Origin of the sequence: Sorangium sp. So ce406, from assembly GCF_051474675.1 — a bacterium.
Lineage (GTDB): Bacteria > Myxococcota_A > Polyangia > Polyangiales > Polyangiaceae > Sorangium > Sorangium cellulosum_G.
On sequence record NZ_CP150340.1, the window covers coordinates 6,610,084 to 6,635,226 of the forward strand.

The window sequence follows — 25,143 nt, forward strand, 5'->3', positions numbered from 1 at the left end:
CTCATCGCGTGACACGGGCGTGCGCCTGCGTCCCTCGCAGAGCGCGCGGCGACCGTCCGAAGAAAGGCGTGACTTCGGGTACCCGGGCGCGCGCTTCGCGCGCTATAAGACCGAATCACGCGAAAGGGAGAGCGGATATGCGAATCGCACGATGGTGCTTCTGGATGGCGCTCGCGGCGAGCGGCTGCAGCGCGTCCGACGGTGGCTCGTCCGCCACGGACAACCGCCCGCGCCCGGGGGGCGGGAGCGACACCGGGAGCGGCGCGAGCGGCGAGCCCGGGGGCGGCGCGGGCGGCGAGGGCGACGTGTTCGGCAGCGGCGCCGGGACCGGCGGGGCCGGCGCGGGCAGCGGGAGCGGGGAGAGCGGGGAAGGCGAGAGCGGGTGCATCGAGCGGGCGGAGCTCGTGTACGTGCTCTCACAGGACAACGAGCTCTACAGCTTCAGGCCCGATCGCAAGGAGTTCACGAGGATCGGTGTCCTGGGTTGTCAGACCGACATGGATCCGAACTCGATGGCGGTGGACCGCGACGCGGTGGCGTGGGTCAACTACGTCTATGGCGACGACAGCGCCGGGACGCTGTTCAAGGTCAGCACCGAGGACGCGAGCTGCGAGCCCACCGGGGCCTCGCTCTCGCGCAGCTGGTCCCGGCTCGGCATGGGCTTCTCGAGCGACCTCTCGCGCCCGGAGGCGGAGCAGCTCTTCGTGGCCGGCACCACGAGCATGCCGGGGATCGGGCTCGGGAGGATCGACGGCACGTCGGTGACGCCGGTCGGCGAGTTCAGCGGCTCGCTGCGCGGCCAGTCGGCGGAGCTCACCGGCACCGGCGACGGGCGCCTCTTCGGCTTCTTCACCACCTCGCCGGTCCAGCTCGCCGAGATCGACAAGGAGACCGGCGACATCATCGAGGCGACGCCCCTGCCAGGCATCGAGACCCCGAGCGCGTGGGCGTTCTCGTTCTGGGGCGGCGACTTCTATTTCTACACCGCCCCGCAGTCCGCGTCGCGGACGACGAACGTGAGCCGCTATCGCCCCTCCGACGGGTCGATCGACACGGCCTACATGACCAACATCGGCTTCCGCATCGTCGGAGCGGGCGTGTCGACCTGCGCCCCGATCGAGCAGCCGCGCTGAGGGCCGGCCGCGCGGCTCCGGCCGCGCGCGCCGATCGGCCTGCCAGGGACGAGCGCGTCAGTCCTCGGCGTCGTCGCCGAAGAGCACGCCGACCGAGAGCTCGAGGGCGTCGAACGGCTCCGCCCGGACGCGCTCCCCGCGCTCCGCGAGCAGCGCGGTCAAGTAGCCATCGCGGGTCCATCGATAGACGCTCAGCGTCTCCTCCCTGGGATCGAGGATCCAGTAATGCGGGATCTCGCAGCGGTGGTAGACGCGCATCTTCTTCACGGTGTCGTTGCGCGCGTTGGTGGACGACAGCACCTCGCAGATCCAGTCGGGTCGCACGCGCAACGGGTTGCCCCTCGGGCGCTCCGGGACGCGCTCGCGGCGAAAGCCGAGGATGTCCGGGCGGTAGACCTCCGCGGGCTCCAGCTCGATCTCCACCTCGGTGAGCAACCACCAGCCGCCGGGGCGGCGACCGCCGGGGCGGCGGTTGAAGGGGTCGAAGAGGACGCCGGTGAGGGCCGCCTGGGTCCCGCCGTGCTCACCGGTCGGGGTGGCCTTCCGGACCAGCTCGCCGCCGATGATCTCGTGGTAGCGCTGGTCCTCCGGGATGGCGAGCAGGTCCGCGGCGCTCGCACGCGGAGGGACCCGGCCCGCGGAGGTCGACATGCGCTGCAGGGTACCACGGCGGGACCCCACGCGAAACCGGGCCCTGCCCGGCGACGTCGGCGCCGCGCGACAGCGCCTCCGGGACAACGTGGTCCATCGCTCCCCTCCTCTCCTCAGCTCTGCTCCAGAGCGACAACCGGATCGAAAAAGGCGAAGAGAGAGCGAGAATTTAACGCAAAGGCGCAAAGACGCAAAGACGCAAAGAAAAGATCTCTTTTTTGCGTCTTTGCGTCTTTGCGCCTTTGCGTTGATTTCCGGGCTTCCAAGCTGATCGCACGCATCTACCGCGCTGGCGCCGCAGGTGTCATGTTGGGAGCGTTGGCGCGGCGCGGAGGTGTTGCGATGCGGATGAGGCTGCTCCCTGTGCTCTGTCTCTCGCTCTCGCTCGGCGCCGCGTGCGGGCCGGCGCCGGCCGCCGACTCCCCTGCTCGCGAGGACATCTTCGGGGCGGCGGGGCCGGGCGAGTTCATCCTGCTCACCGCCACGGGCGAGCTCGTCAGCGCGGAGTTCGAGCCGGGGCGCGTCCTCGGGCCGGACGTCAACGTGGGTGTGTACCCACCGGACAGCGGGCGCGGCGGGCTGGCAGTCCGGGGCGTCGCGTTCAACCAGGCGGTGAGCGTCACCGCGACCGGCCAGGGCGCGACCGGCGTCGTGGGCGGCATGCCGCTGGAGCTCTCGGTGACCCGGGCAGAGACGGGGCTCCGCGCGCGCGGCCTCGTGGCCGGCGCCCTCTCCGACTACCGGCTGGACGAGCGACAGCTCACCGGCGTGATCGGGCGCTGCAGCTACGAGCTCACCCGATCGGGACGGTACTACGAGGGGGCGCGGAGCTGCGGAGGCCAGCCTCACCAGGTGACCGTCCTGCTGCCCCGCGGGCTGTCGTCGTGGAGCGACGCCGCGCTCGCGACCACCCTGGGGCTGCTCCTCGGCGCCTGAGCGTATCCTCGGCGCCTGCGCGCGTCCTCGGCGCCTGCGCGCGTCCTCGGCGCTCGAGCCGCGTCCTCGACGCCGGAGCGCGCAGCCGCCTATCTCGCCGCCGGCGAATGACAGGCCGCGCACCGGCTGCTAGAGCTCGGGTCAACCCGGCAGCAAGAACGCCGAAGGCCCGCCGGGCACGGAACGCCGAGCACCGCTCGGCCCCGGGCCGCGGCGTTTTTTCTTCGCGCCTCCCGCGCCGCACCTCCCCTACCGACGCCACGTGACGAAGCCCAGAACCGATGGCAACGCGCCGGGCAGGCCGGCCGCGGCGACTTCACCCAGCCTCCTCGAAGGGCGATCCGCGCCCATCCCGGTCGGACCGCGGCTCGAGGCCGTGCTCGAGCTCGCCTACCGCGCCCGGCGCGCGGTGCTGCTCGAGGGGCCCACGGGGATCGGCAAGAGCGAGCTCGTCCGGCAGCTCGCCGAGCGGCTCGGCATCGCCACCGTCGTGCTCGACCTGAGCCTCCTCGAGCCGCCCGACCTCGTGGGCCTGCCCGTCATCCGGGACAACCGGACCGCGTACGCGGCGCCCTCGGTGCTGCCCCAGGACGGCGCCGGCATCCTGATGCTCGAGGAGCTCAACCGCGCGGAGCGGTACATCCAGCAGCCGGCGCTCCAGCTCCTCAGCGCGCGGCGGCTGCACGAGTACGAGCTGCCCGCGGGCTGGGTGTGCTTCGCCGCCGTGAACCCCGAGTCCGCCGACTACCAGGTGACGCCGCTCGATCGCGCGCTCCGGGCGAGGTTCCTCAACCTGAGCGTGCGCGCGGACCGCGCGTCGTGGCTCGCCTGGGCGCAGGAGAACGGGATCCACCCGGGCGTTGTCGCGCTGGCGCAGGCGCACGAGCGCATCCTGGAGGACGTGCCGCCGCGCACGTGGACGTACGCGTCGCACGTGCTCGGCGCGCTCCGCCCCGAGGAGCTCGCGGACGGCGTGCTGCTGCGCGACGCGCTCGGCGGCTACCTGCCCCCGAGCTGGGTCGAGCTCCTGCTCGCGTCGAAGGAGTCCTGGTCGACGAAGCTGCCGTTCGATCTGCGCGCGCTGCTCGCCGACTATGGCCCGACCTCACCGGCGGGGAAGACGCTGCGCGCGGCGCGGGAGCGCGGGGAGACCGACCGCTTCGACGAGGTGACAACGCGGCTCGCGCCGCTGCTCGAGGGGCCCGAGGTCGGCGTGCTGGCGGCGCAGCGGAAGCTGTCGCTGGCCGCCTTCGAGGCGCTGCTCGGGGACCTGCCGGGCGACCACCGCGAGCGCCTGCAGGAGGCGCTCGGCGGCAACGCGACGGCGACGCAGCTCGTGGACGTCCGGCCCGAGGAGCTGCTCCAGAACTACGCGGGCAGCGCCGCCGAGCAGAAGGTGCTCGCGTGGCGCGCCGACCCGCTGCGGCAGCACCGGATCGGCCTCGTGGTGACGGCGCTGTCGGCGCACCTCGCGCAGCAGGCGAAGCTCGTGGAGGTGCGGCGGAGCAACGTGGCGCGGGCGTGCCTCGGGCAGCTCCTTGCGCAGCTCCCCGAGCGCTGGGCGCTGCGGCTGGCGGGGGCGCTGAAGAAGCACGGCGTCACGCCGATCCGGCCGCAATGAGGGGCAGCGGCAGGGACGCCGCGAAGCCGGCGGGAGGCGACGATCCGCGCCCGGGAACGGCGAAACCGGCGCGGGGGGGCGGCGATCCCGGCCCGGGAATGGCGAAACCGGCGCGAGGGGGCGGCGATCCCGGCCCCGGAATGGCGAAACCGGCGCGGGGGGGCGGCGATCCGGGGCCGGGAATGGCGAAACCGGCGCGGGGGGGCGGCGATCCGGGGCCGGGAACGGCGAAACCGGCGCGGGGGGGCGGCGATCCCGGCCCGGGAACGGCGAAACCGGCGCCTGAGACCGCGGGGCGCGGCGAGGTGGCCGAGGACGCGCTCGCGGCGTGGCTCGACGCCTTCGTGCGCGATCCGGGGTTCCTGGAGCGGTACCCCTGCTACGCGGCGATCCTCGCGCGGCTCGCGCCGGTCGCGGATCCGTCGGTGAAGCGCATGGCGGTCTCGATGTTCGAGGGCCGCTTCTTCCTCCACGTCAACGTGGAGTCGTTCATGAGCGAGCCCGTGTTCCTGCGGGGCGTGCTCCTGCACGAGGTGCATCACGTGGCGCTCGGGCACCTCTGCCACCCGAAGTTCGCGGGCGCGGACGAGCCCGAGCTGATGGACCTCGCCCTCGAGATGTCGGCCAACGAGTACATCGAGGAGCCGCTGCCCGACCCGATCCGCTGGCAGCCGTACGCCGCGATCGGCCTGCGCGGCGGCCAGAGCACGCTCGAGCGCTACGACCTGCTCGTTGGCGCCGCGCGGGAAGGCAAACTCCCGCAGCGGGGCGGCGAGGCGGTCGACGACCACCGCGTGCTCCGCCGCCCGTCGCGCGAGCCGGGGGCGGTGGAGCAGACGCGGCAGCTCCTGCTGCGCGCCGCCGAGGAGGCGAGCGAGCTCGCTGGCGACGGCGACCCCGTGGACCTGCCCGGCCTGCTGCTCGCGGGCAAGACGCCGGGCCGGCTCATCGAGGAGCTCACCGACGTGCTCGGCCCGCGCGCGCACCCCCTCGACTGGAAGACCGCGCTGCGGATGTTCGTGGCGAGGGAGCGCGCGCCGGTGCACACGTACGCGAGGCCCAACCGGCGCTTCCCGGGCCGCGTGGGCGAGGTGCCCGGCAGGACGTACGCGCCCCGGGCGATCGCGAAGCCGTCGGTGCTCGTGGCGATCGACACGTCGATGAGCATGCGCCGCGAGGAGCTGGAGGAGATCGCCCGGCAGCTCCAGGCGATGAGCGAGGTCGCGCGCATCACCGTGGCCGAGTGCGACACGGAGGTGGCGCGCGTGTACGCCTTCGAGGGGCGGCTCGGCGACGTGGCCGGCCGCGGCGGGACCGACCTGCGGCCTGTGTTCGCGCCGGAGTTCCTGGCGGCGCGGAGGGTCTCCGGCGTGATCTATTTCACGGACGGCGCGGGGCCCACGCCGCCGGCCCCGCCGCCGCTGCCGGTGCTCTGGATCCTGACGAAGCCGCTCGAGTTCGCGTGCCCGTGGGGCGAGCGCGCGTGGCTGGAGCGGAAGCCGCGGCGGTAGGGCGAGGCAGATCGAGGCGCGGCATTCACACGCGCTGGCCCGGATCGCCTCGGACGACGCCTCTTCTCGACCCTCCGGGCACGCTTCGCCCGGAGACAGCTCATCCGCGCTTCCGGGCCGTGAACTGGCGCAGGCCGATGGAGCACCCGACCAGGCCCTCGGCGTCCCGGAGCGCCTCGACGGCGTCCAGGAAATCACGACGCACGCGCTCGACCTCTCCGGGGGAGAGATAGACCATGTCGTAGGTCAGGAGCATCAGCTCCCAGAGCCGCGCTGGAGGCTCCCGTCGGGACACGGCCAGCTCCTCCACGCGCGCGTCCGAGAACCCCGCGGCCTCGCCGAGATGGGCCAGCAATGCCTGCTGCGACGCGAAGGCGGGATGGACGAGCTGGAGCGGCTGTCGACCCGTCGCGCGATAGGTCCGGCGCAACGCCTCGACGAAGCACGCAAAGCCTTCGGTCGGCGCGGGTCCTCCGTCCACGATCGCCGAGAAGACGCCCCCCGGCCGCAGCACGCGGTGGATCTCGGCGATCACGCTCGCCGGATCGCCCATGAGCATCAGCGCCATGTGGCTGAGCACCACGTCGACGGACGCAGGTGGGAGCGGGATCGCCTGGGCGCGCTCGTTGAGCAGCCGGAGCTCCGGCCCGAGCCGTCGCGCAGCGGCGGCCAGCTCGTCTGCGGACATGTCGAGCCCGATCAGCCTCGCACACGATCCGCGGCGCTGGCGGATCCGTTCGAGCAGCAGGCCATCGCCGCAGCCCAGGTCGAGCACGACGGCTTCGTCCCCCTCGGGGACGACGGCGGCGAGCCGGTCGTACGAGTCGCCGCCTTCAGGCGTCCGAGCGGGGCCGAAGAACTCGGAGGTCGCCCCGGCATGGGACCGGTGAAAATCGAGCAGGAAGCGCTCGTTCGGCGAGAGGGCGGCGGCATCCATGGCGCGATCCCTTCACTTCACCTGGAAGTGCAGCGCCCGCGCTTCGATGGACATGCCGCGCGGATCGCCCGGCACATAGAAGTACACCTCCTGCTCGGATCGCTTGCCGAGGTAGTCGATCGTCGCCTCGACGCGCTCCGGCTGCGGGGCTCCCGGCGGCGTGTACCGGAGCTCCACGCCGAGGTCGCCCAGCATCTGCCTGCCCTGGTTCTTCACCCGGACCGGCAAGACCCACACGTCGCCGTGCTGCTCGGCCCGATCGGGCAGCGCCCGGACCTCCGGCACGACCGAGCCCCGGGAGCCCGTCAGCCCCTCGTACACAAGGAACACGACCAGGCCGAGGATCAACGCCGCGCTGACCGCGACGGAGACCCACTCGGCCAGGCGCCTTCCGACCCGCCGGCCCTCGCCGGCGCCCTTCCCCTGCCCTCGCGCCTCGCTCACACCACCAGCCTCCCCGCCGCGCCGCCGACGATCGCCGGCAGGCCGAGGGTGACCACGCTGGCCACCAGCGTGGGCAGATCGCTCGTCGCCTCGCGCTCCCCGACCAGGCCGAGCAGCGCCAGCGCGACCAGCAGCGACACGGCGCACGTCATCAGCGTCTCGAACCCCCGGCTCTGAAACAGGCTCTTGACGTACACCTCGTGCCGCTCGAACCCCGAGGCGAACAGGATGACGTAGCACAGCACCACGCTCACCCCGAGGATCGCGAGCTGCCGCCAGGGCGAGAGCCGCGACGCGATCAGCACGACCTCCTCCGTCGAGGCGATGTTCAGCGTGAACAGCAGCGAGCCCGCGGCCGCGGCCGAAAAGTCCCGCAGATCCGCCCTGAGCTGCAGCGCCTCCGGATCTCCCGCCGGGGGCTTCTCCGCTTCCTCATCATCCCCGGTGCGAGACTTGTCCCGGACCTGCGCGTTCGCGAACGCCACCCCGAGGCTCACCGCGGCCGCCTGCAGGATGATCTTGCCGACGATCTCGCGCGGCGCGCGGTCGAGGGTGATCTCGCCGATGAGCGCCAGGATCGCGGCCGAGAGGGCGATCCCGATCCCGACCGACGTCACGGTTTCCATGGCGGTGCCGAAGAGCGTGTCCTCGTTCCGGAAGCCGGACTCGAGCGAGCACAGGAAGGTCACGACGAGCGTCAACGCAAGGATCCCCCCGAGGTGCCACGCCGGGAGCATCATCCCGTGGAACCACATCTCCATCGTGTACAGCAGGGGCATCCCCACGATCGCCCCGCCGGCGATCGCCCCGGTGAGGTCCTTCGCCTCCCGGCGCCACCCGTGCGGATCGCTCTCCTGCTGCGGTCTCGGTTCGGCCACGTCGCGCCGCCCCTTGTACACCATCTCCGGCCAGCCGGTCGGCCGCGCGACGCGGGCGACGCGGGCGCGGCGGCTCGCCCGCTACGGCGCACGCGCCGCTACTGCGCCCGTCGAAGCGTGGCCACGCCCTTCCAGGGCGGCGTCTGCGCGTAGACGATGAGCTCCTTCTCGCCGGAGAACTCGCACACCGCCTCGTAAGCGAGCCCCGCCTCGTCGTAGGAGATGATCTTGAACCGGTTCCACGCGGGCTCGCGGATCTCGTAGGCGCGGTCGACGTGGAGGCCGGGCGAGTCGCCGAGGATGCGCTGGCCGTCGAAGCGGATGACCAGGTGCGCGTACTGGAACTCGAGCATCGACGCGAGCATCGGCTCGAGCGGCACCTCGGGGTCGAAGCGGACGAGCCGGAACGTGCCGCGCAGGCGCGCGTCGATCGAGGCGATCTCGGCGGCGGCCCCGCCGGAGCCCTGCGCGCCGCCGGAGCCGCAGCCGGCGGCCGGCGCGGCCAGGGCGGCGCAAGCGACGAGGAGGAGGCGGAAAGCCCGGAACGGCCTGGGGTGACGCGACGAGGACCGGCTCTCCAGGGGCGACATGGGCGGAGCTTAGGGCTGGCGACCGAGCTGCGCAAAGCGGAGCCGAGGTGCGGGCGAGGGCGACGGCCGCGCGGCGCGAGCGACGTCACCGCGCCCGCGACAGCCCTGCGCCGCGCGACTTGCGGCGATCCGGCGCCCTCCACACAATGAACGGGCGAGCCGATCAGCTCACGACGCCCATCGGACAGCGCCGCGACGACCGCGGCCGACCGGGGCGCGCTCGCCGGGGGCAGCATGGCAGAGGTCGTACGAGGCACGGACTGGGTCGCACGCCTCCCCGAGCGCGCCTGCGCGGCGCGCGAGGACGCCGTCCTCGAGGCGGCGCAGGGCGGCCTGCTGGCGCCCATCTGCTGGGCGCCGGTGCACAGCGAGCACGGCGAGCACCGCGCGACCTTCCTCGTGAGCGCGGACGCGCTCCGCGTGGGCGACGCGGAGGACTCCGTCCGGATCAACGCCTCCGCGCGGACGACGCAGCGCCTCGCGGATCTGCTCGAGTGCGCGATGCTGACGACGCGCCTCTGCGACCTCGTCTGGGAGCAGGCCAGCGTGCGGATCCCGCCGTGCATCGGCGCCCCGGACCCGACGATGGCGAACACGTCACGCATGCTGGAGCACCACCGCCGCGTCGAGGAGCGGGTCGCCGGGCGCGCCGGGCTCATCGAGAACGTCGGCAAGCACTGGGTGCTCACGAACCGCCTCGCCGGGAGCCGCGACCGGGCCGCGAACTACGGCTGGTACGATCCGAAGGCCGCCCACCGGCACGGCCAGCACGCGCTGTGGCAGCCGCCCGGGCTCGCGCACGACCTGGATCACGTGGACTACTCGCAGGTCGTCCGGCTCGTGCGCCGGCGGTGCACGGTGGACGGCGCCGAGCGCGACATCCTGGAGATCATGACCGACCCGGCGCTCGCGGGCCTTGTCTCGTCCGAGGGCCCCCTGCGCGTCCTCCGGCAGCCGGGGGTGCCGGAAGCGGCGGTGGCATGACGGGCCGCGGGCGCTCTTCAGGGCGCGGGCGCTCTTCAGGGCGCGGGCGCTCGTCAGGGCGCGGCGATCACCGGTTCACGAGCGTCATGCCGGGCTCCGGATACCGGAGGCCGGCGGCCGCGCCCTTCGGCATCACCTCGTCGAGGCGCCGCAGGTCGCCCTGGGTGAGCGCGATCGACGCCGCGGCGACGTTCTCCTCGAGGTAGCTGCGCCGCTTCGTGCCGGGGATCGGGACGATGAACTCCCCCTGCGCGAGCACCCACGCGAGCGCGAGCTGCGACGCCTTCACGCCCTTCTCGCGCGCGATGTCCTCCACCTTCGCGACGAGATCGAGGTTCCGCTGGAAGTTCTCGCCCTGGAAGCGCGGCGAGATGCGGCGGTAGTCGTCCGGCGCGAGGTCCTCGAACCGCTTGATCTGCCCCGTGAGGAAGCCGCGGCCGAGGGGGCTGTAGGCGAGGAAGCCGATGCCGAGCTCGCGGCACGTGGCGAGCACGTCGTCCTCGGGGTCGCGCGTCCAGAGCGAGTACTCGGTCTGCACCGACGCGAGCGGGTGCACCGCGTGGGCGCGCCGGAGCGTCGCCGAGCCCGCCTCCGAGAGGCCGATCGCGCGCACCTTGCCGGCCTTCACGAGGTCCGCCATCGCGCCGACGCTGTCCTCGATCGGCGTCTTCGCGTCGACGCGGTGGAGCTGGTACAGGTCGATCACGTCGACGCGCAGGCGCCGCAAGCTCGCGTCGCAGGCCTTGCGGATGTACTCCGGCGAGCCATTGATGCCGCGGACGTTGGGGTCGCTGGGATCGCGGACGACGCCGCACTTGGTGGCGAGGACGACGCGATCGAGCCGGCCCTCGATGGCGCGGCCGACGAGCTCCTCGTTCGTGAAGGGCCCGTACATGTCCGCGGTGTCGAGCAGCGTGACGCCGAGCTCGATCGCGCGATGGATCGTCGCGATCGACTCGGCCTCGTCGCGGTCGCCGTAGAAATCGCTCATGCCCATGCAGCCGAGACCGAGGGCGGAGACCTGGAGAGGACCGAGCTTGCGCGTGTGCATGGTGTGCCTCCTGGGCGCCGCAGCGAGGGGCGGCGGCGCTTCGACGCGGGCCACCGTAAGAGTCGGAGCGCGCTCGAAGCAAGGGGGCGGGCAGAGCAGCGGGGCGCCCGCTCCAGAAAAAATTCGAGAGGCGCGTAGGGAGGGCCGGCCGGGGCGCGTCTCACCACCAGAAGCCGGCAAGAACAGGCTGGCCCTTGCACCAAGGAGCACGACCAAGATGAACCGCCCCCTCTTCTCGAACACCGCCCGCAGCGCGATCCGTCGCCTCGTCCTCGGCACCTTCCTCTCGGCGGCCGTGCTCGCCGGCGGCGGAGCGGCCTACGCCGCGGGCGGCGCGGAGGGCACGGCGGCGCCGCGCCACGACAAGGACGCGCGCCGCGAGCACCGCCCCAGGGATCCGGCCCGCATGATCAAGCGCTTCGACAAGAACGGGGACGGCAAGCTGGCCGTCTCGGAGCTGCCGGAGAAGGCGCAGAAGCGGCTGGCCACGGCGGACACGAACAAGGACGGCGCGCTGTCGGCCGAGGAGCTCAAGGCGCACGCCGAGCAGCACAAGAAGGCGCGCGAGGCGAAGCAGAAGGAGCGCTTCGCCCGGAAGGACAAGAACCGCGACGGCTTCCTCACCCGGGACGAGGTGGGCGAGGAGCGCTGGGAGCGGATCAAGGCGGCGGACGCGAACCGCGACAACAAGCTGACCGCGGACGAGCTGCGCGCGGCGCGCGGCGCCCACAAGCAGCCGCGCAAGCAGCCGGCGGCGCGGTAGCCCCCGGGCGGACGCGCGGCGCGGGCCGGCGAGATCAGCCGCTCACGCCGCGCTTCCGCGAGCGCCCGGGGAAGAGGGGCAGTTGCTGCTCCAGCACCTGCTTCCGCCAGGCGAGCAGCGTCTGCGCGCGCCGGCGCGCCGTCTCCTTGCCGATGCCCGCGGTGAAGCGGAAGATGCGCCGCGCGAGCGCGGAGGGGGTGGGCGCCGCCGGCTCGAAGAGATCGGGCGCGACCTCCTTCACGACGTCGCACGCGAAGATCGCGCGCCGCAGGTGCGCCCGCTCGTCGGGGGTGCCGGCCGGGGCGGCGAGCAACGCGCGCCCGGCGGGCGTGATCGAGGCGTCGTCGTCGCCGAGCCACCCGAGCACGCGCGCGGCCGCGAGCGCATAGCCGACGTGGCGCAGGGAGATGCCCGTCTGCTCCGCGATCTGCTCCTTCGCGGCCACCCCTGCCGCGAGCGCGTCGAGCACGCGCCGCACGTTCGCGAGGTTGTCGGCCTGGGGGATCTCGGCGCTGCGCAGCAGGCGGGTCGGCGGCATGGGCAACAGGGGACCCCCGGCCCCGGCCGGGAGTCGACACCATAGCGCGCACGGGCGCAGCGCGGACGACGAACGCGTCGTCCCGGTCCGGGCGAAGGACCCCGCCGCCGGGGGGAGACCCCGGCGGCGAGGCGGCGCGGGGTCTTACCGACCGCGGCAGCTGTGGTCGTGGTGGTGGCCGTTGTGGCCGTGGTGACCGCCGTGGTCGCCGCCGCCACAATCGACGTCATCGCGGTGGGGCGCGCAGAGTCGACCGTTGTTGTACGCGTCGAGCTTCTCGGCGAGCGGCTCCCCGGTCGTCCACGGCGAGTTGCAGCGGCTGTCCCTGACGTTGCTGCCAAGGCGGTTGCGCCGGAGCCACTCATCCGCCGCGGCGATGGTGCGCTCGATGCAGCTCGACTGGTTGCCGATACCGACGTTGAGCTTGGCGACGATGAGGTGCTTCGCGAGGATGTACGTGACGTCGCCCCGGGTCGGACGGCTGATGATGTCGAGGAGCTGAGCCTTCGTGTACGTCTTGCCGCCGATGGTCAGCTTCGAGACCTTCCACGCGTTCGGGTGGTTCTTCCAGTAGCCGGGGGTGCCGGTGCCGGGGGACGCGCACTGGCAAGCGCCGCAGTCGGCCGCGCAGCTCGAGCAGTCCTCGACGCCCGCCTTGCAGACGCCGTCGCCGCAGACCGGCGGGCACGCGCCGCAGTCGGCCGCGCAGCTCCCGCAGGTCTCGCCGACCTCGCAGACGCCGCTGCCGCAGACCGGCGGGCAGATGCCGCAGTCGCTCGGGCACTCGAGGCAGTTCTCGCCGGCCTCGCAGACGTCGTTGCCGCAGGCCGCGGGGCAAGCGCCGCAGTCGCCGGCGCAGTTCGCGCAGTCCTCGCCGTTCTCGCAGGCGTTGTTGCCGCAGACCGCGGGGCAAGCGCCGCAGTCGTCCGAGCAGGTGCCGCAGTCCTCACCGGCCTCGCAGGCGCCGTCGCCGCACACGGGCGGGCAGGCGCCGCAGTCGGCGCTGCAGCTCCCGCAGCTCTCGCTCGGGTCGCAGGTGCCGTCGCCGCAGACGGGCGCGCAGACGTCGCAATCGGCGCTGCAGCTCCCGCAGTCCTCGCCGATCTCGCAGGCGCCGTTGCCGCAGAGCGGCGGGCAGACGCCGCAGTCGACGGCGCAGGTCGAGCAGCTCTCGTCGCCGCCGCAGACGCCGTTGCCGCAGGAGAGCTGGTAACCGAAGTCCGCGTCGAGCAGGTCCTGGGCCCAGCCGAGCGAGACGTTGCCCGTGTTGTCGAGCCCGCCGTCGGGATCGGCCGACGGCTCCTGTCCGGCGAGCGGACCGCTCTCCATGAAGTTGTCGGCGGTGATGACCACCGAGTAGGCGCCCGCGGGGAGCGAGTCGAAGAGGTAGAAACCGGGCTGGCCGCTGTAGGGGCTGTCGCCGGTGACGGTGGAGTCGAGGAGGACGCCGTCGTGGTACAGCTCGACGAGGACGCCGTTGACGCCGAGCTCGCCGGTTTCGGGCTCGTAGAGCCCGTCGGCGTCGCTGTCGAGCCAGACCGTGTCGCCGATCGACGAGTACGTCACGTAGCCGAAGTCGGCGTCGGTCACGTTCTCCCCCGCGTCGAGCGACACGGCGATCGGCTCGTCGTCGGTGGTCAGGAGGTGCCCGAGCGGCAGCGTCGCGTCATCGACGGCGACGGCGTAACAGCCCGCCTCGAGCTCGCCGAAACGATAGAACCCGTTGGCGTCGGTCGCTGTCGTCCCGATCGGGGATCCATCGGCGGATCCGTCGCAGTTCCCATCGACGAAGAGGTCGACGACGACGCCGGAGATGCCGAGCTCGGAGGCGTCCTCGAGGCCGTCGGCGTTCGCGTCGAACCACACCTTGTCGCCGATCGAGCCCTTCGGCGTCGTGTAGCAGACCTCGAGGAAAGGGCGCTGGGACATGTCCGTGTGCGCGCTGCCCCTGTACGAGGTCTTGCCGTACTCGTCCTCCTCGAGGAGGATCCCGTGAGCGGGCGAGACGCCGCTCACCCACTCCTGGACCAGCTCGGTGAGATCGAGCTCGCGCCAGGCCGAGCCGCCGGACTGGAACGACGTGAAGGACGTCGGATCGATGCCGCCCAGGTTGTTCCAGGTGACGTCGTCCTCGGTCCAGGGGGCGAGCACCCGGTGGGCGCGGACGATCTGCGTCGTGCTGCTGTAGGTCAGGACATAGAACCTGGCCGAGGTGATGAGCGAGCTCGCGGGGATGGCGCCGAGCTCGAAGCCGAACAGGGCTCGTTTCTCGCCGACCGTGCTGGAGTACCCCGTGTTCACCTCGAAGGGGGTCGGGACGTGATAGCTCGGGGCGAGGCTCCAGATCTCGGCGTTGTAGACGTCCCCGAGGACGCCCCGCTGGATCACGGTGCACGTGGGCGTCGGCGCGGCGGTGGTGGCGAGGGCAGATGCGCTGATGAGCAGCGTGGCGAGAGCGGCGGAGGAGGCGACGGTTATCTGCTTCATGGGTGGCTCCTTTGAGGTCCTTGCTGGGATCGAACCACGATGGAGCGTCATCCGAGCCGAATGCGCCATGACACGCGGGTCAGGCGAAGGTCGGTTTCATGGGCTCCGGTCGGACCGCGCCCCGCGGACTGATCACGTTCCAATCAGGTGCGCGAGGCGTCAGCTCAGATCGGAGAGCGGATGCGCACAGGTCCAGTATCCAACTAACAACACGATTACGGAACTGTCCAGACATTTGCGAGGGACACCCCCAGAAACAGACATCGCGCCACGGACGATTCGCGGCCACGTGGCCACGTGGTGACGCGTTGACGTTTCTGGGTACCTCGCCTCGGGCCTTCACGCTCCATGGAAAGGAGCGCTGTGGCCGAGCGGGATCACGGCGCACTCAGCACCGACCGCTGCACGCGGCAGCGGTCAGCGTCGCTCGGAGCTCAACAGAACCAGATCGAGTACAACGAGGTTGGCCCCAATTTGATGCTGAATGCGCACAGGACCATTTTTCAAGATAATGAATCCGCACTTCGAATGTCCAGATCTTTTTCTTGCGCGGGATGCAGACGACCAAGGCAGTTGGGTGGACACGCGCTGGTCCAGGACACGTGCATTGCTGCCCTACCCATCTTGTAAAATTCGACGGTATGTCCCATCAAGGACGGACACCGGGGCGCCGCGTGGTCCTCGATCCTGCGCGTGGCGTTCGCGTCGACCCCGGCGCTGCGCGGAACTTGGCCCACGCGCGCCCGCCCTGGCATCAGCCCCGGGTGCGTTCGCGTCTCCACCTCGCGCTCGCCGCCGCGGCCGCCGTGTGGCTCGCGCCGGCGGCAGCATCTCCGGCCCCGCCGGGCGTCCGAAAGCTCCACGTCGAGGGCGGCGCGGTCCACGCCACCGTCGGCGCGGCGGGCAAGCAGGTGCGCCTCACGCTCGACCCCGAGCTCCAGCGCGCCGCCGAGCGCCTCCTCGCCCGCTCCGGCGCGCCCGAGGGCGCCATCGTGGCCTCCGACGTCCGCACCGGCCGCATCCTCGTCTGGGCGAGCCGCGGCGACCGGGACTACGTCGCGACGCCCGTCGCCCCGAGCGCGAGCCTCTTCAAGATCGTCACCGCAGCGGCGCTCCTCGAGGGCCGCAAGGTCAACGTCGCGACGCCCGTCTGCTACACGGGCGGCATGAGCGCGATCCGCGCGCAAGACCTCCAGGGGCGCGGCGACACCTGCACCGTCTTCGGCGAGGCGCTCGGCCGCAGCATCAACGGCGTGTTCGCCCGCCTCGCCGGCCAGCACCTCACGCCCGCCGACCTGCGCCAGACGGCCCGCGACCTCGGCTTCGACGGCGAGGTCCCCATCGACATCCCCGTCGCGCCGAGCGCCGCCCAGGTCCCGGCCGACTCCCTCGGCCTCGCCCGCGCCGCCGCGGGCTTCTGGAGCGGCAAGCTCAGCCCGCTCGGCGCCCTGTTCGCGATGCAGACCATCGCCAACGACGGCGAGCGCGTCCGCTTCTCGCTGCTCGCGCCGCCGGGCGCGCAGGCCCGCGAGGCCGCGTCCGCGACGCGCAGCACCGACGGCCGCGGCCTGCGGGCCGACGTCGCGCGCACCCTCCGGTCGATGCTCGAGGTCACGACGCGCCGGGGCACGTGCGCCAAGGCGTTCCGCAAGCCGGACGGCACCCGCGCCCTCGGGTCGATGCCCGTCGCCGCCAAGACCGGCACGCTGGTCGGCGGGAGCCCGTCGCGCATGTTCTCCTGGTTCGCGTCGTTCGCGCCGTCCAATCGCCCCGAGATCGCCGTCTCCGTCATGCTGGCCAACGACATCACCTGGCGCACCAAGGCGAACCTCGTCGGCCGCGAGCTCCTCGAGACCTACTTCGGCCGCAGGCGGCCGGGGCCCGTCGCCCGGCGGCGGTGACGGGCGGCGCCGGCCTGGGCTACCCTGGGCGACCGCATGAGCGCCCGAGACCGCATCCCCCGCATCCTCCAGCACCTGCGCGAGGAGTACCCCGACGCCCGCTACGAGCTCGACTGGGAGACGCCGCTCGACCTGCTCGTCGCGACCATCCTGGCCGCGCAGTGCACGGACGAGCGCGTCAACCGGGTGACCGCCACGCTCTTCAAGAAGTACCCGTCGGCGCAGGCGTACGCCGACGCCCCGACCGAGGTGCTCGAAGAGGAGCTCAAGCCCACCGGCTTCTACCGCCAGAAGACGAAGACCGTGAAGGCCGCCTGTCAGGCGCTCGTCGAGCGCTTCGGCGGCGAGGTGCCCCGGACCATGGACGAGCTCACGTCGCTGCCGGGCGTGGCCAGGAAGACGGCGAACGTCGTGCTCAACACGGCGTTCGACCTCCCCTCGGGGATCATCGTCGACACGCACGTCGCGCGCCTCAGCGGGCGCATGGGCCTCTCGAAGCGCGAGAAGCCCGAGCAGATCGAGGAGGACCTGATGCGGATCGTGCCCAGGGAGCAATGGACCTTCTTCGGCCCGGCCATGGTCCTGCACGGCCGCTACACCTGCGTCGCCCGGAAGCCGAAATGCGCGGAGTGCCGCATGAGCGCGCTCTGCCCGAAGGAAGGAGTGTGAGCGCGCGATGACGAACGATCTGCCCGCCTCGTGGCACGCCGAGCTCGCCGGAGAGCTCGATCAGCCCTATTTCCAGCGGCTCACGCGCTTCCTCGAGGAAGAGCGCAAGGCGCACCGGGTCTTCCCGGCCGAGGAGGACGTCTTCGCCGCGTTCCGGCTCACGCCGTACGAGCGCGTCCGCGTGCTGCTGCTCGGCCAGGACCCGTACCACGACGAGGGGCAGGCCCACGGGCTGTGCTTCTCGGTGCGCCCGGGCGTCCCGCCGCCGCCGTCGCTCGCCAACATGTACAAGGAGGCGCTCGTCGACGTCCCGGGCTTCACGATCCCGGGCCACGGCTGCCTCACCGCGTGGGCCAGCCAGGGCGTGCTGCTGCTGAACACCGTGCTCACCGTCCGCGCGCACACGCCGAACTCGCACAAGAACCAGGGCTGGGAGACGTTCACTGACGCCGTGATCAGGAAGGTCAACGACCGGCCCGACGGGGTGGTGTTCGTGCTCTGGGGCGGCCACGCGCAGAAGAAGGCGAAGCTCATCGACGCGCGCCGCCACACGATCATCAAGGCGGCGCACCCCTCGCCGCTGTCGGCGAGGAGCGGCTTCTTCGGCAGCAAGCCGTTCTCGTCGATCAACGCCGCGCTCCGCGCCCGCGGGGCGGACGAGATCGACTGGCGGCTCCCGGAGCTCGGGTAGCGCGCGGTGCGCCGGCAGAAGCGCGCCCTGCCGCTCGCCCCGCCGACGCGGTACACCCCGGCCGTCCTCGAGGGCATCGCCGACGGCGAGCGCGCGGCGCTCGGGCTCTCGCTCGGCCGGCGCGCGGGCGGCTGCGCGGGCGCCGTGGCGGCCGCGGGCGCGGCGCTCGCGCGCGCCGAGGCGCTCGAGGAGGCCGCGGTGGCCGCCGAGCCGCCCGGGCGGCCGATCGCGTGCCGGGCCGGGTGCGCGACCTGCTGCGTGAGCAAGGTGCTCGTGCTGGCGCCGGAGGTGCTCCGCATCGCCGCGCACCTGCGCGCCACGCGGCCCGCGGCGGAGCTCGCCGCGCTGGAGGAGCGCGTCCGCGCCGCCGACGCCGCGACGCGCGGCCTCACCCGCCTCGAGCGCGCCGAGGCGCGGGTCCCCTGCCCGCTCCTCGACGAGCGCGGCGCCTGCTCGATCCACGCCGTACGACCGATCGTGTGCGCGGGCTGGAACTCCCTGGACGCGGCCGCGTGCGAGCGCCACTTCGCCGCGCCCGCGGCCGTCCCCACGGCGCCCATGCACCGCCCGAGCTACGAGGTCGCGAACGCCGTCCTCGCCGGGCTGGGCTGGGCCGCGAAGGAGCAGGGCCTCGACGCCGCCCCGCTCGAGCTCATCGCGGCGCTGCGCATCGCGCTCGAGCGCCCGAACGCCGGCGAGCGGTGGCTCGCGCGCCTCCCTGTCTTCGCCGCGGCCCGCGACGCCGAGTGGCAGGAGGACCGGCGGCGCGAGGCGTGATCGCGCGCCGCGGCCCGGCGGACGCGATCTGGCGTTGGCGGGCCGGCAAATCCGTTTACTCTGGCGCGCCGCAGAGATCGCCGCCGGTCGGCGTCTCACGAAGCAACCCTCGACAACGACCTACGAAAGGAGTCTCGCATGAAGCTCTACGGACATCCCATGAGCACGTGTACGCGCAAGGTGATGACGGTGCTCGCCGAGAAGGGCCATGAGGCGCAGTTCGTGCTCGTCGACCTGATGAAGGGCGAGCAGAAGACGCCCGAGCACCTCGCGCGCAACCCCTTCGGCGTGATCCCGGCGCTCGAGGACGAGGACTTCACGTTGTACGAGTCGCGGGCGATCATGCGTTACCTGGACCAGAAGCTCCCGGGCGCGTCGCTGACGCCGACCGAGCTCAGGGCCAGGGCGCTCATGGATCAGTGGCTCAGCGTGGAGCAGTCGTATATCTCCACGCCTGCGGTGAAGATCCTCTTCCAGCGCTTCATCCACCCGATGCGCGGCCAGCAGAGCGACGAGTCGGTCGTCCAGGCGTCCAGCGGCGAGATCGCGCGCGCGCTCGACGTGGCCGACAGGGCGCTCGCCGGCCAGGAGTACCTCGCCGGATCGAGCTTCTCGCTGGCCGACATCGCGTGGATGCCGTACCTCCAGTGCCTCGTGGTCTCGAAGGTCGGTGAGCTCATCACCGATCGGCCGAACGTCGCGGCCTGGTGGAAGCGCATCAGCGCGCGGCCGTCGTGGCAGAAGGTCTCGTCCTGATCGCCGTCGCCCTGGCTCGTTCAGGCCGGCGAGCCAGGTAGCCCTCGGCGCCGGCGAGCCAGGTAGCTCGCGGCGCCGGCGAGCCAGGTAGCCCGCGGCGCCGGGGACGCGCGCGCGTCTCCGGCGCCGGGAGCGGCAACGAAGGCAGAGGGCCAGCCGGGAGCCACCGCGTCACCGGCGAGCACCGCGGCTGGCCGCCCCTGCCGGACGACTCACACGCTGCCGTCGATCGTCACGATGGAGCCGTCGGGCCGGTGGCTGAGCTCCGTGACCTTGATGTTGCGCAGGTGCGTCTTGCCGCCGGAGAGCTCGCAGTCGTGATAGAAGAGCCACCACTTGCCCTCGAACTCCACGATGGAGTGGTGCGTCGTCCACCCGAGCACGGGGGTGAGCACGACGCCCTGGTACGTGAAGGGGCCGTACGGGTTATCGCCCGTGGCGTAGACAAGCAGGTGGGTGTCGCCGGTGGAGTACGACAGGTAGTACTTGCCGTTGTGCTTGTGCATCCACGGCGCCTCGAAGAAGCGGCGCTCGTGGTCCGTCTGCAGGATGGGCTCGCCGTTCTCGTCCAGGATGCGAATCTCGCGCGGCGTCTCGCCGTACTGGAGCATGTCGTCGCTCAGGCGCGCGACGCGCGGGCCGATGGCGGGCTTCGGCTCCGTGGGCTCGGGCGGCACGGTGGGGTCGTACTCCCCGCGCCGCCAGCGTTGCAGCTGCCCGCCCCAGATGCCGCCGAAGTACATGTAGTGCGCGCCGTCGTCGTCCTGGAAGGTGGAGCAGTCGATGCTGTAGCTGCCCCTCATGGGCTCGGGCTCCGGCTTGAAGGGCCCCTCGGGCCGCTTGCTGGTGGCGACCCCGGTGCGGAAGACGTCGTTCCGGTCCTTGAGCGGGAAGTAGAGATAGTAGGTGCCGTTCTTGTACGCCGCGTCACCGGACCAGAGCTGCCGCCCCGCCCAGGGGATGTCCTTGACGTCGAGCGCCACCCCGTGGTCCGTCACCTCGCCGGGGATGCTCCCCATGGAGAGGACGTGGTAGTCCCGCATGTCGAAGTGGTCCCCGTTGTCGTTCTCGGGGACGCCCGACTCGACATCGTGCGACGGGTAGATGAACACGCGGCCCTCGAAGACGTGGGCGCGCGGGTCCGCGGTGAAGATATGGGAGACCAGGGGCTTCGGTCGCGACATGGTGTTCCGTGGGGTGGTGCGTTGATCAGATCACAGGCGCCGGTCACGTGCCGGCGGCGAGGAGCCAGCGCGATGCGCGGCCGCCGCGCCGGCGCCGCGGGTGCCGCGGCGGCTCGGGGGCGGCTCGGGGGTGCATCGGGGCGCGACTCTAATCCAACCTGGTAGCAGGGGCCACCGCCGTTCGAGGGGTACGCCGATGAGGTGCGGGGGCGTGCTCCACGTCGTCCGTCAGGAACACGTCTGCGCCGCTGGGTCTGGGATCACCCCGTGGAAGGTCGTGGCAGCGCGCGACCAGGTGGCGGCCGTCTCCAGCGAGCGCGGAGCACACCGGTCGGCTGGACCACCGTCCTGGTGAGCTGCCGCAAGAGCCTGCGCACGCTGCGCATGCCTCGGTGGACGTCGAGCGCCGCCAGCCGGAGCTCGTGGTTCACCCGCGGGGCAAGCCTCGACGAGCCGCAAGCCTGCCAGAGACGCAGATCCGGGCGACGAGCCTTCACGCTCGAGAGCAGAGGAGAGGCCGAGAGCAGCGCTCGCGAGGAAGTAAGCGCTGACGACGGCGACGAGGCCGCACGCCGTCACGGCGCCCGCGAAGAACGGGGATCGTCGCGCGCCGGCCCAGAGCGCGCGCGTCGCCCTCCACCATGCCCCGAAGAGCGCGCAAGCCGCGAGGATCAGCAGCAGCGCTGCTCCCCCGATGACGCCTGCGCCACGGATCGAGCTCGGCGCCGTGATGACGCCCGCGTAGGCGAGCGGCAAGAGGACGAGATCGACGATCAGCAGCGCGCAGCCTAGCCCCGCAAATGGGTGCCGGAACAGCCACGGAGCACACGGCGCCGAGGTCCTCGCGACAGCGCTCGATCGGCGTTGCCCGATCTCGACGATCTTGCCTGCAAAGGCCATCCCGGACGCGAAGGCGATCACCACGCCCGTGAGATCGAGGACGGCATGGAAGGCCCGCGGATCCATGCCCCCCGTGGCCTCGAGGAGACCTGCGCTGGCGACGACCAGGACAGTAGCCCAGAGGACCAGGAGGAGGAGCGCGAGCGGCGCCGCGATCAGGAGCGACAGGACCGCGAGGGCGATCGCCGCGAGCACAGCTTGCCAGTTGCTCGATACGAAAGAAGACGACGCGGAAGCACGCGAGGTGGGGGTTATCATGTGCTTCCGGCCGACAATGCAAGTCGCTGGCCACCGTCTCACGGAGAGCATCGGTATGCGGGCATCCGGTCGGCGCCCGAGGTCGCGCGATGACGGCGGCCTGTCCGAGCCAGGCTCCTGCGCCGCGAGGTGATCGCGCTCAGCGCGCGCGGCCGCCCGGGTGATCGCGATCAGCCGCGAGGCAGCTCGATGCACCGTGCGCCGGCTTCGCGGGTGGGGGCTGCGAACCGGAACGCAGCGCGCGGCTCACCGATTCCGCGATGGCCGCTCGCCGGCCTCGTTTCTGAAGGCCCTGAGCCGCCGCACGAGCTGCGCTCGGGAGAGCCCGAGTCGCTTCGCCGCCTGGACCTGGTTGTTGCCGCAGGCCTCGAGCGCCTCCAGGATCGCCTCCCGCGTCGGCGGCGGCGCTGCAGCGGCCGCCGCGCGCACGCCGAGCACCTGCTCCACGATGGAAAGCTTGAGCCCCGTGGCCGGATTTGCCGCCGCGACCAGCCGATCCACGCCCCGCGCGTTCGCGGGCCAGTCGTGCAGCATCATGAGCTCCACCGCCTCGACGTCCACGCGCACGCGCGCCAGATCCAGCGGCCCGTACGAGCGCTCCCAGAGCGCCCGCAGGATCGCGAACACGTCCTCGGGTCGCTCCCGCAGCGGCGGCAGCGCGATGCGCACCGGAAACCGCGCCAGCAGGTCGAGGCGGAACCTGCCCTGCTGAACCGCCTCCTCCAGCGGGCGGTTGGTCGCCGCGACGACCGCGATATCCACGCGCGCCGGCTGCGTCGCGCCCACCGCGAGCACCTCCTGGTTCTCGAGGACCCGCAGCAGCTTGGGTTGCAGCTCGACCGGCAGCTCCCCGATCTCGTCGAGGAACACCGCGCCCCCGGCGCTCGCCCGCAGCAGCCCGGGGTTGCTCGCGGCGCTCCCCGAGAACGCGCCGCGCTCCCAGCCGAAGAGCTGCCCCTCGAACACGCTCGCGACGATGCCCGCCACGTTCACGCGCGTGAAAGGCCCCCTCGTGCGCCCGAGCGCCTGCACGACCGCCTCGGCGAGCATCTCTTTGCCGGTCCCGCTCTCCCCCGTGATGAGCACGTTGCGCACGGGCCGCCTGGCGAGCCGGTCGAGCTCCTCGCGCGCCGCGCGCAGCCCCCACGGCCCCGCGAGTCCGCCGATCGCCGGCTCCGGCGCGGCTCGCCCGGCGTAGGTCTCGCGATAGACGAGGAGGGTCTCGCCGACGCGCAGGACGGACCCATCCTCGAGCGGCACCGGCTCGCGCGCCGGGAGGCGGTGGCCGTCGAGCCATGTCCCGTTGCGCGAGCCCACGTCTTCCACCTGGAGCCGCCCTCCCGCCCGCGTGAGACGAAGGTGGTTGGTCGAGACCTTCGTGTCGTTGAGGCCCGCCGCCGCGAGCCACGCCCGCCCCACGGCGACCCCGGCGGACGGCAGGGGCACGACGACGTTGGCCGGGAACGCGGCGAGCAGCGCAGGAGCTCCCCTGTCCCCGAGCGTGCCGGTCGGGGGCCGGTGCTCGTCCGTGGGCACGTCGCGCGGCGGGCGCGTGGTCCTCGCGCCGTCCTCGGTAACACCGGCGGGGGTGGCACCCTTGCGATCCGGCCGCGCGTCCCTCATTCCGTGTCCAGCGCGACCGCGACCCGGACCGACGCGCTAGCCTTCTCTCCCACGTAGAGCCACAGGCCCTGGCACAGCACGCCGCTCTTCAGCCAGTCGTGGTTGGACGCGACGGCCCCCTGCGAGAGCGGCACGCCTGCCTCCGTCACCCGGACGACGACGTCGCCGCGCACCAGCTCGGCCGTCGTGATCGGCAGTCGATCGGGCTCGCTCGGTGCTCCCGGTTCCCGCGTGAACGGGACACAGATCTCCTCGCCCGTCGACCTTCGGTGCACGCAGGCTTCAGCGGCCGGGTGGGTCCTGGACATGTCCTCGCTGAACCCGCTCTCGACGTCCGGCCGCCGGCCTACCCCGATGAGCCGCAACAGCCAGGAACGATCCGGCAAGGGGGCGTCCTCGCACGGCGCGGACTGACAAGCCATCCCCCTGGAGAGGCAGTCTCCCGCCTTTCTGCAGCAGGGCGTGACCTCTGGTGTCTCCGGCGGCGCGACCTGGATCGGCTCGGGCCGCACCGACACGACGCCCGGCGCAACGGGCGCTGTCATGGCCACTTGCTCCTCGGGCTCCGGCTCCGCGCGGCCGGCGAGCATGGCTGCGCCCGTGGAGACAGCGACCCCGAGCGCCAACCCCGCTGCCAGGAGGAGCGCCGACTGACCGGCCTTTCCGGGCGTGACGGGCGCCTCCACGCGCACGCTCGGTGCGGGGACCGGGGTCGCCGCAGACCACCGCGGCCCGGCCGTGGGGGGCGCCGGCGAGAGCGTCGGGGCAGAGGGGCGCAGCGCCGCGGAGGGCGGCGACGGCATCGGCGTGGTGCGCGGTGGATCGCTCGATCGCGGTCCGGACCAGGAGGCTCGTCCAGGATGCACCTGGAGCTCGGTCGGGCCGAGGTGAGGATCCGTCGCGCTCGCGCGCAGCGCCGCGAAGCGCGGAACCCCGGGGTTCGCCGCCGCCGCTGCGTCGAGCCTCTCCAGGAGCGCGGCGCCGTGCGTTGGCCGACGCCGCGGCTGGATCTCGAGGCACGCGCGGATCACCTCGGCCCAGAGGGCGTCGGGCACCCGGGGGGGCCAGGGGCGATGTCCTTGCTCCGCCGCGACATAGGCGTCGACGAACGCCTCCACCGGCGCGTCCGGGGAGAGCCCGGTCGGATGGGCTCCGCAGAGCAGCTCGACCGCGAGCACCCCGAACGCGAACACGTCGCGGGTGAACCCTTCGCGCAGGGGGAGCCAGCGCCCCGGCGCGAGCAGCTCGGGCGGCAGGTACGGCACGGTGCCGATGACCGCGCCTGTGGCCGTCAGCGGCCGCGGGTTCCCCGCGGGCGCGGCGATCCCGAAGTCGATGAGCCGCACGCTGCCGGGTGCATCCGCGGCGCCCCAGAACGCGTCCGTGACGAGCACGTTGGCCGGCTTCAGATCGCGATGCAAGAGGCCCAGACCATGTACATGGGCCAGCGCGGCCGCGATCTGGGCCAGCACGGCGCCGCGCTGAGCGAGCGACATCCGCGTCGCCACATCTGTGAGCGACTGGCCTCGCACGAAATCGAAGACCAGCCCCACAACGCCGTCCGCAGGCGATTCGAAGAGGGCGCGGCAGGGGATAAGGGCCGGATGTACGGCGCCGGCGACGGCTCTTGCCTCGCGCCGGGCGCGCTCCGCAGCGCCCGTCTCCAGGCCGCCGAGGAAGAACAGCTTGAGGGCCCGCAGGCTGCCATCGAGCGGGTCGTGGACCTTCCAGACGGCCCCCTGCCCTCCGTGGCCAAGGGGCTCGATCAGGGTGTAGCGGTCGACGCGCACGCCGGGGTGGAGCTGCACGGAGTCCATAGTTACCGCAGCGGTCTGGCCAACAGAAGGGGTGATCCAGGGG

23 protein-coding genes are annotated in these 25,143 nt (G+C 72.5%); 11 read left to right on the plus strand and 12 right to left on the minus strand.

Annotated elements, in window-relative coordinates; all coding sequences use genetic code 11:
• The first annotated feature begins 137 nt into the window (after positions 1-137).
• Positions 138-1,133 carry a hypothetical protein gene (locus tag WME96_RS24325; protein ID WP_437283977.1) on the plus strand — a complete coding sequence of 332 codons (996 nt, stop codon included), beginning with the start codon at positions 138-140 and terminating at the stop codon, positions 1,131-1,133.
• Positions 1,134-1,190: 57 nt separating this feature from the next.
• On the opposite strand, the gene WME96_RS24330 is transcribed toward WME96_RS24325, so the two are convergent.
• Complete coding sequence (locus tag WME96_RS24330; protein ID WP_437283978.1) at positions 1,191-1,784, minus strand: Uma2 family endonuclease; 594 nt, start codon at positions 1,782-1,784, stop codon at positions 1,191-1,193.
• A 348-nt stretch (positions 1,785-2,132) separates the two neighbouring features.
• Here WME96_RS24330 and WME96_RS24335 point away from each other — a divergent pair, with 348 nt between their 5' ends.
• The 3 genes from WME96_RS24335 to WME96_RS24345 all read left to right on the plus strand — a co-directional run bounded on the left by WME96_RS24335 (position 2,133) and on the right by WME96_RS24345 (position 5,852).
• Positions 2,133-2,720: a hypothetical protein gene (locus WME96_RS24335; protein WP_437283979.1), complete on the plus strand. Its 588-nt coding sequence runs from the start codon at positions 2,133-2,135 to the stop codon at positions 2,718-2,720.
• A 262-nt stretch (positions 2,721-2,982) separates the two neighbouring features.
• Complete coding sequence (locus WME96_RS24340; protein WP_437283980.1) at positions 2,983-4,341, plus strand: AAA family ATPase; 1,359 nt, start codon at positions 2,983-2,985, stop codon at positions 4,339-4,341.
• Between the two features lie 305 nt (positions 4,342-4,646).
• On the plus strand, positions 4,647-5,852 hold the full coding sequence (locus WME96_RS24345; protein WP_437283981.1) for a vWA domain-containing protein: 1,206 nt from the start codon (positions 4,647-4,649) through the stop codon (positions 5,850-5,852).
• Between the two features lie 100 nt (positions 5,853-5,952).
• Here WME96_RS24345 and WME96_RS24350 read toward each other — a convergent pair whose 3' ends face one another.
• From WME96_RS24350 to WME96_RS24365, 4 genes are all read right to left on the minus strand, one after another.
• Entirely contained in the window at positions 5,953-6,789 is an 837-nt protein-coding gene (locus WME96_RS24350) for a class I SAM-dependent methyltransferase (RefSeq protein WP_437283982.1), read from the minus strand.
• A gap of 12 nt (positions 6,790-6,801) precedes the next feature.
• Positions 6,802-7,233, minus strand: coding sequence for a hypothetical protein (locus WME96_RS24355; protein WP_437283983.1), 432 nt, complete (start codon positions 7,231-7,233; stop codon positions 6,802-6,804).
• Entirely contained in the window at positions 7,230-8,111 is an 882-nt protein-coding gene (locus WME96_RS24360) for a DUF2391 family protein (RefSeq protein ID WP_437283984.1), read from the minus strand. The genes WME96_RS24355 and WME96_RS24360 overlap by 4 nt, the downstream gene beginning before the upstream one ends.
• A 98-nt stretch (positions 8,112-8,209) precedes the next feature.
• Entirely contained in the window at positions 8,210-8,701 is a 492-nt protein-coding gene (locus WME96_RS24365; protein WP_437283985.1) for a hypothetical protein, read from the minus strand.
• Positions 8,702-8,935: 234 nt separating this feature from the next.
• Here WME96_RS24365 and WME96_RS24370 point away from each other — a divergent pair, with 234 nt between their 5' ends.
• Entirely contained in the window at positions 8,936-9,685 is a 750-nt protein-coding gene (locus tag WME96_RS24370; RefSeq protein WP_437283986.1) for a hypothetical protein, read from the plus strand.
• Between the two features lie 67 nt (positions 9,686-9,752).
• On the opposite strand, the gene WME96_RS24375 is transcribed toward WME96_RS24370, so the two are convergent.
• Positions 9,753-10,736: an aldo/keto reductase gene (locus WME96_RS24375; protein ID WP_437283987.1), complete on the minus strand. Its 984-nt coding sequence runs from the start codon at positions 10,734-10,736 to the stop codon at positions 9,753-9,755.
• Positions 10,737-10,953: 217 nt separating this feature from the next.
• Between WME96_RS24375 and WME96_RS24380 the strand changes: the two genes are divergently transcribed.
• Positions 10,954-11,499 (plus strand): EF-hand domain-containing protein, encoded by a 546-nt coding sequence (locus WME96_RS24380; RefSeq protein ID WP_437283988.1) that lies wholly within the window; start codon positions 10,954-10,956, stop codon positions 11,497-11,499.
• A 34-nt stretch (positions 11,500-11,533) separates the two neighbouring features.
• Here the strand turns inward: WME96_RS24380 and WME96_RS24385 are convergent, their stop codons facing one another.
• Positions 11,534-12,037 (minus strand): hypothetical protein, encoded by a 504-nt coding sequence (locus tag WME96_RS24385; RefSeq protein ID WP_437283989.1) that lies wholly within the window; start codon positions 12,035-12,037, stop codon positions 11,534-11,536.
• A 144-nt stretch (positions 12,038-12,181) separates the two neighbouring features.
• Entirely contained in the window at positions 12,182-14,524 is a 2,343-nt protein-coding gene (locus WME96_RS24390) for an SdrD B-like domain-containing protein (RefSeq protein ID WP_437283990.1), read from the minus strand.
• Between the two features lie 764 nt (positions 14,525-15,288).
• Here WME96_RS24390 and WME96_RS24395 point away from each other — a divergent pair.
• The 5 genes from WME96_RS24395 to WME96_RS24415 all read left to right on the plus strand — a co-directional run bounded on the left by WME96_RS24395 (position 15,289) and on the right by WME96_RS24415 (position 19,318).
• Complete coding sequence (locus WME96_RS24395) at positions 15,289-16,425, plus strand: penicillin-binding transpeptidase domain-containing protein (protein WP_437283991.1); 1,137 nt, start codon at positions 15,289-15,291, stop codon at positions 16,423-16,425.
• A 36-nt stretch (positions 16,426-16,461) separates the two neighbouring features.
• Positions 16,462-17,094, plus strand: coding sequence for an endonuclease III (gene nth, locus WME96_RS24400; RefSeq protein ID WP_437283992.1), 633 nt, complete (start codon positions 16,462-16,464; stop codon positions 17,092-17,094).
• Between the two features lie 7 nt (positions 17,095-17,101).
• Positions 17,102-17,785: a uracil-DNA glycosylase gene (ung, locus tag WME96_RS24405; protein ID WP_437283993.1), complete on the plus strand. Its 684-nt coding sequence runs from the start codon at positions 17,102-17,104 to the stop codon at positions 17,783-17,785.
• A gap of 6 nt (positions 17,786-17,791) precedes the next feature.
• Positions 17,792-18,562 (plus strand): YkgJ family cysteine cluster protein, encoded by a 771-nt coding sequence (locus WME96_RS24410; RefSeq protein WP_437283994.1) that lies wholly within the window; start codon positions 17,792-17,794, stop codon positions 18,560-18,562.
• Between the two features lie 138 nt (positions 18,563-18,700).
• Positions 18,701-19,318 carry a glutathione S-transferase family protein gene (locus WME96_RS24415; RefSeq protein WP_437283995.1) on the plus strand — a complete coding sequence of 206 codons (618 nt, stop codon included), beginning with the start codon at positions 18,701-18,703 and terminating at the stop codon, positions 19,316-19,318.
• A gap of 212 nt (positions 19,319-19,530) precedes the next feature.
• Here WME96_RS24415 and WME96_RS24420 read toward each other — a convergent pair whose 3' ends face one another.
• The 4 genes from WME96_RS24420 to WME96_RS24435 all read right to left on the minus strand — a co-directional run bounded on the left by WME96_RS24420 (position 19,531) and on the right by WME96_RS24435 (position 25,091).
• Positions 19,531-20,502 carry a glycoside hydrolase family 43 protein gene (locus tag WME96_RS24420; RefSeq protein WP_437283996.1) on the minus strand — a complete coding sequence of 324 codons (972 nt, stop codon included), beginning with the start codon at positions 20,500-20,502 and terminating at the stop codon, positions 19,531-19,533.
• 228 nt (positions 20,503-20,730) lie between these two features.
• Positions 20,731-21,597 (minus strand): hypothetical protein, encoded by an 867-nt coding sequence (locus WME96_RS24425; protein ID WP_437283997.1) that lies wholly within the window; start codon positions 21,595-21,597, stop codon positions 20,731-20,733.
• Between the two features lie 309 nt (positions 21,598-21,906).
• Entirely contained in the window at positions 21,907-23,283 is a 1,377-nt protein-coding gene (locus WME96_RS24430) for a sigma 54-interacting transcriptional regulator (RefSeq protein WP_437283998.1), read from the minus strand.
• Positions 23,280-25,091 (minus strand): protein kinase domain-containing protein, encoded by a 1,812-nt coding sequence (locus tag WME96_RS24435; RefSeq protein ID WP_437283999.1) that lies wholly within the window; start codon positions 25,089-25,091, stop codon positions 23,280-23,282. Before WME96_RS24435 ends, WME96_RS24430 begins: the two co-directional genes overlap by 4 nt.
• Positions 25,092-25,143 lie beyond the last annotated feature (52 nt).

Bases quoted from the DNA above. Each gene is read 5' to 3' on its own strand.
- WME96_RS24325 (WP_437283977.1), top strand. From the start codon at position 138: ATGCGAATCGCACGATGGTGCTTCTGGATGGCGCTCGCGGCGAGCGGC.
- WME96_RS24330 (WP_437283978.1), bottom strand. From the start codon at position 1,784: ATGTCGACCTCCGCGGGCCGGGTCCCTCCGCGTGCGAGCGCCGCGGAC.
- WME96_RS24335 (WP_437283979.1), top strand. From the start codon at position 2,133: ATGAGGCTGCTCCCTGTGCTCTGTCTCTCGCTCTCGCTCGGCGCCGCG.
- WME96_RS24350 (WP_437283982.1), bottom strand. From the start codon at position 6,789: ATGGATGCCGCCGCCCTCTCGCCGAACGAGCGCTTCCTGCTCGATTTT.
- WME96_RS24365 (WP_437283985.1), bottom strand. From the start codon at position 8,701: ATGTCGCCCCTGGAGAGCCGGTCCTCGTCGCGTCACCCCAGGCCGTTC.
- WME96_RS24370 (WP_437283986.1), top strand. From the start codon at position 8,936: ATGGCAGAGGTCGTACGAGGCACGGACTGGGTCGCACGCCTCCCCGAG.
- WME96_RS24375 (WP_437283987.1), bottom strand. From the start codon at position 10,736: ATGCACACGCGCAAGCTCGGTCCTCTCCAGGTCTCCGCCCTCGGTCTC.
- WME96_RS24380 (WP_437283988.1), top strand. From the start codon at position 10,954: ATGAACCGCCCCCTCTTCTCGAACACCGCCCGCAGCGCGATCCGTCGC.
- WME96_RS24385 (WP_437283989.1), bottom strand. From the start codon at position 12,037: ATGCCGCCGACCCGCCTGCTGCGCAGCGCCGAGATCCCCCAGGCCGAC.
- WME96_RS24390 (WP_437283990.1), bottom strand. From the start codon at position 14,524: ATGAAGCAGATAACCGTCGCCTCCTCCGCCGCTCTCGCCACGCTGCTC.
- nth (WP_437283992.1), top strand. From the start codon at position 16,462: ATGAGCGCCCGAGACCGCATCCCCCGCATCCTCCAGCACCTGCGCGAG.
- ung (WP_437283993.1), top strand. From the start codon at position 17,102: ATGACGAACGATCTGCCCGCCTCGTGGCACGCCGAGCTCGCCGGAGAG.
- WME96_RS24415 (WP_437283995.1), top strand. From the start codon at position 18,701: ATGAAGCTCTACGGACATCCCATGAGCACGTGTACGCGCAAGGTGATG.
- WME96_RS24420 (WP_437283996.1), bottom strand. From the start codon at position 20,502: ATGTCGCGACCGAAGCCCCTGGTCTCCCATATCTTCACCGCGGACCCG.
- WME96_RS24430 (WP_437283998.1), bottom strand. From the start codon at position 23,283: ATGAGGGACGCGCGGCCGGATCGCAAGGGTGCCACCCCCGCCGGTGTT.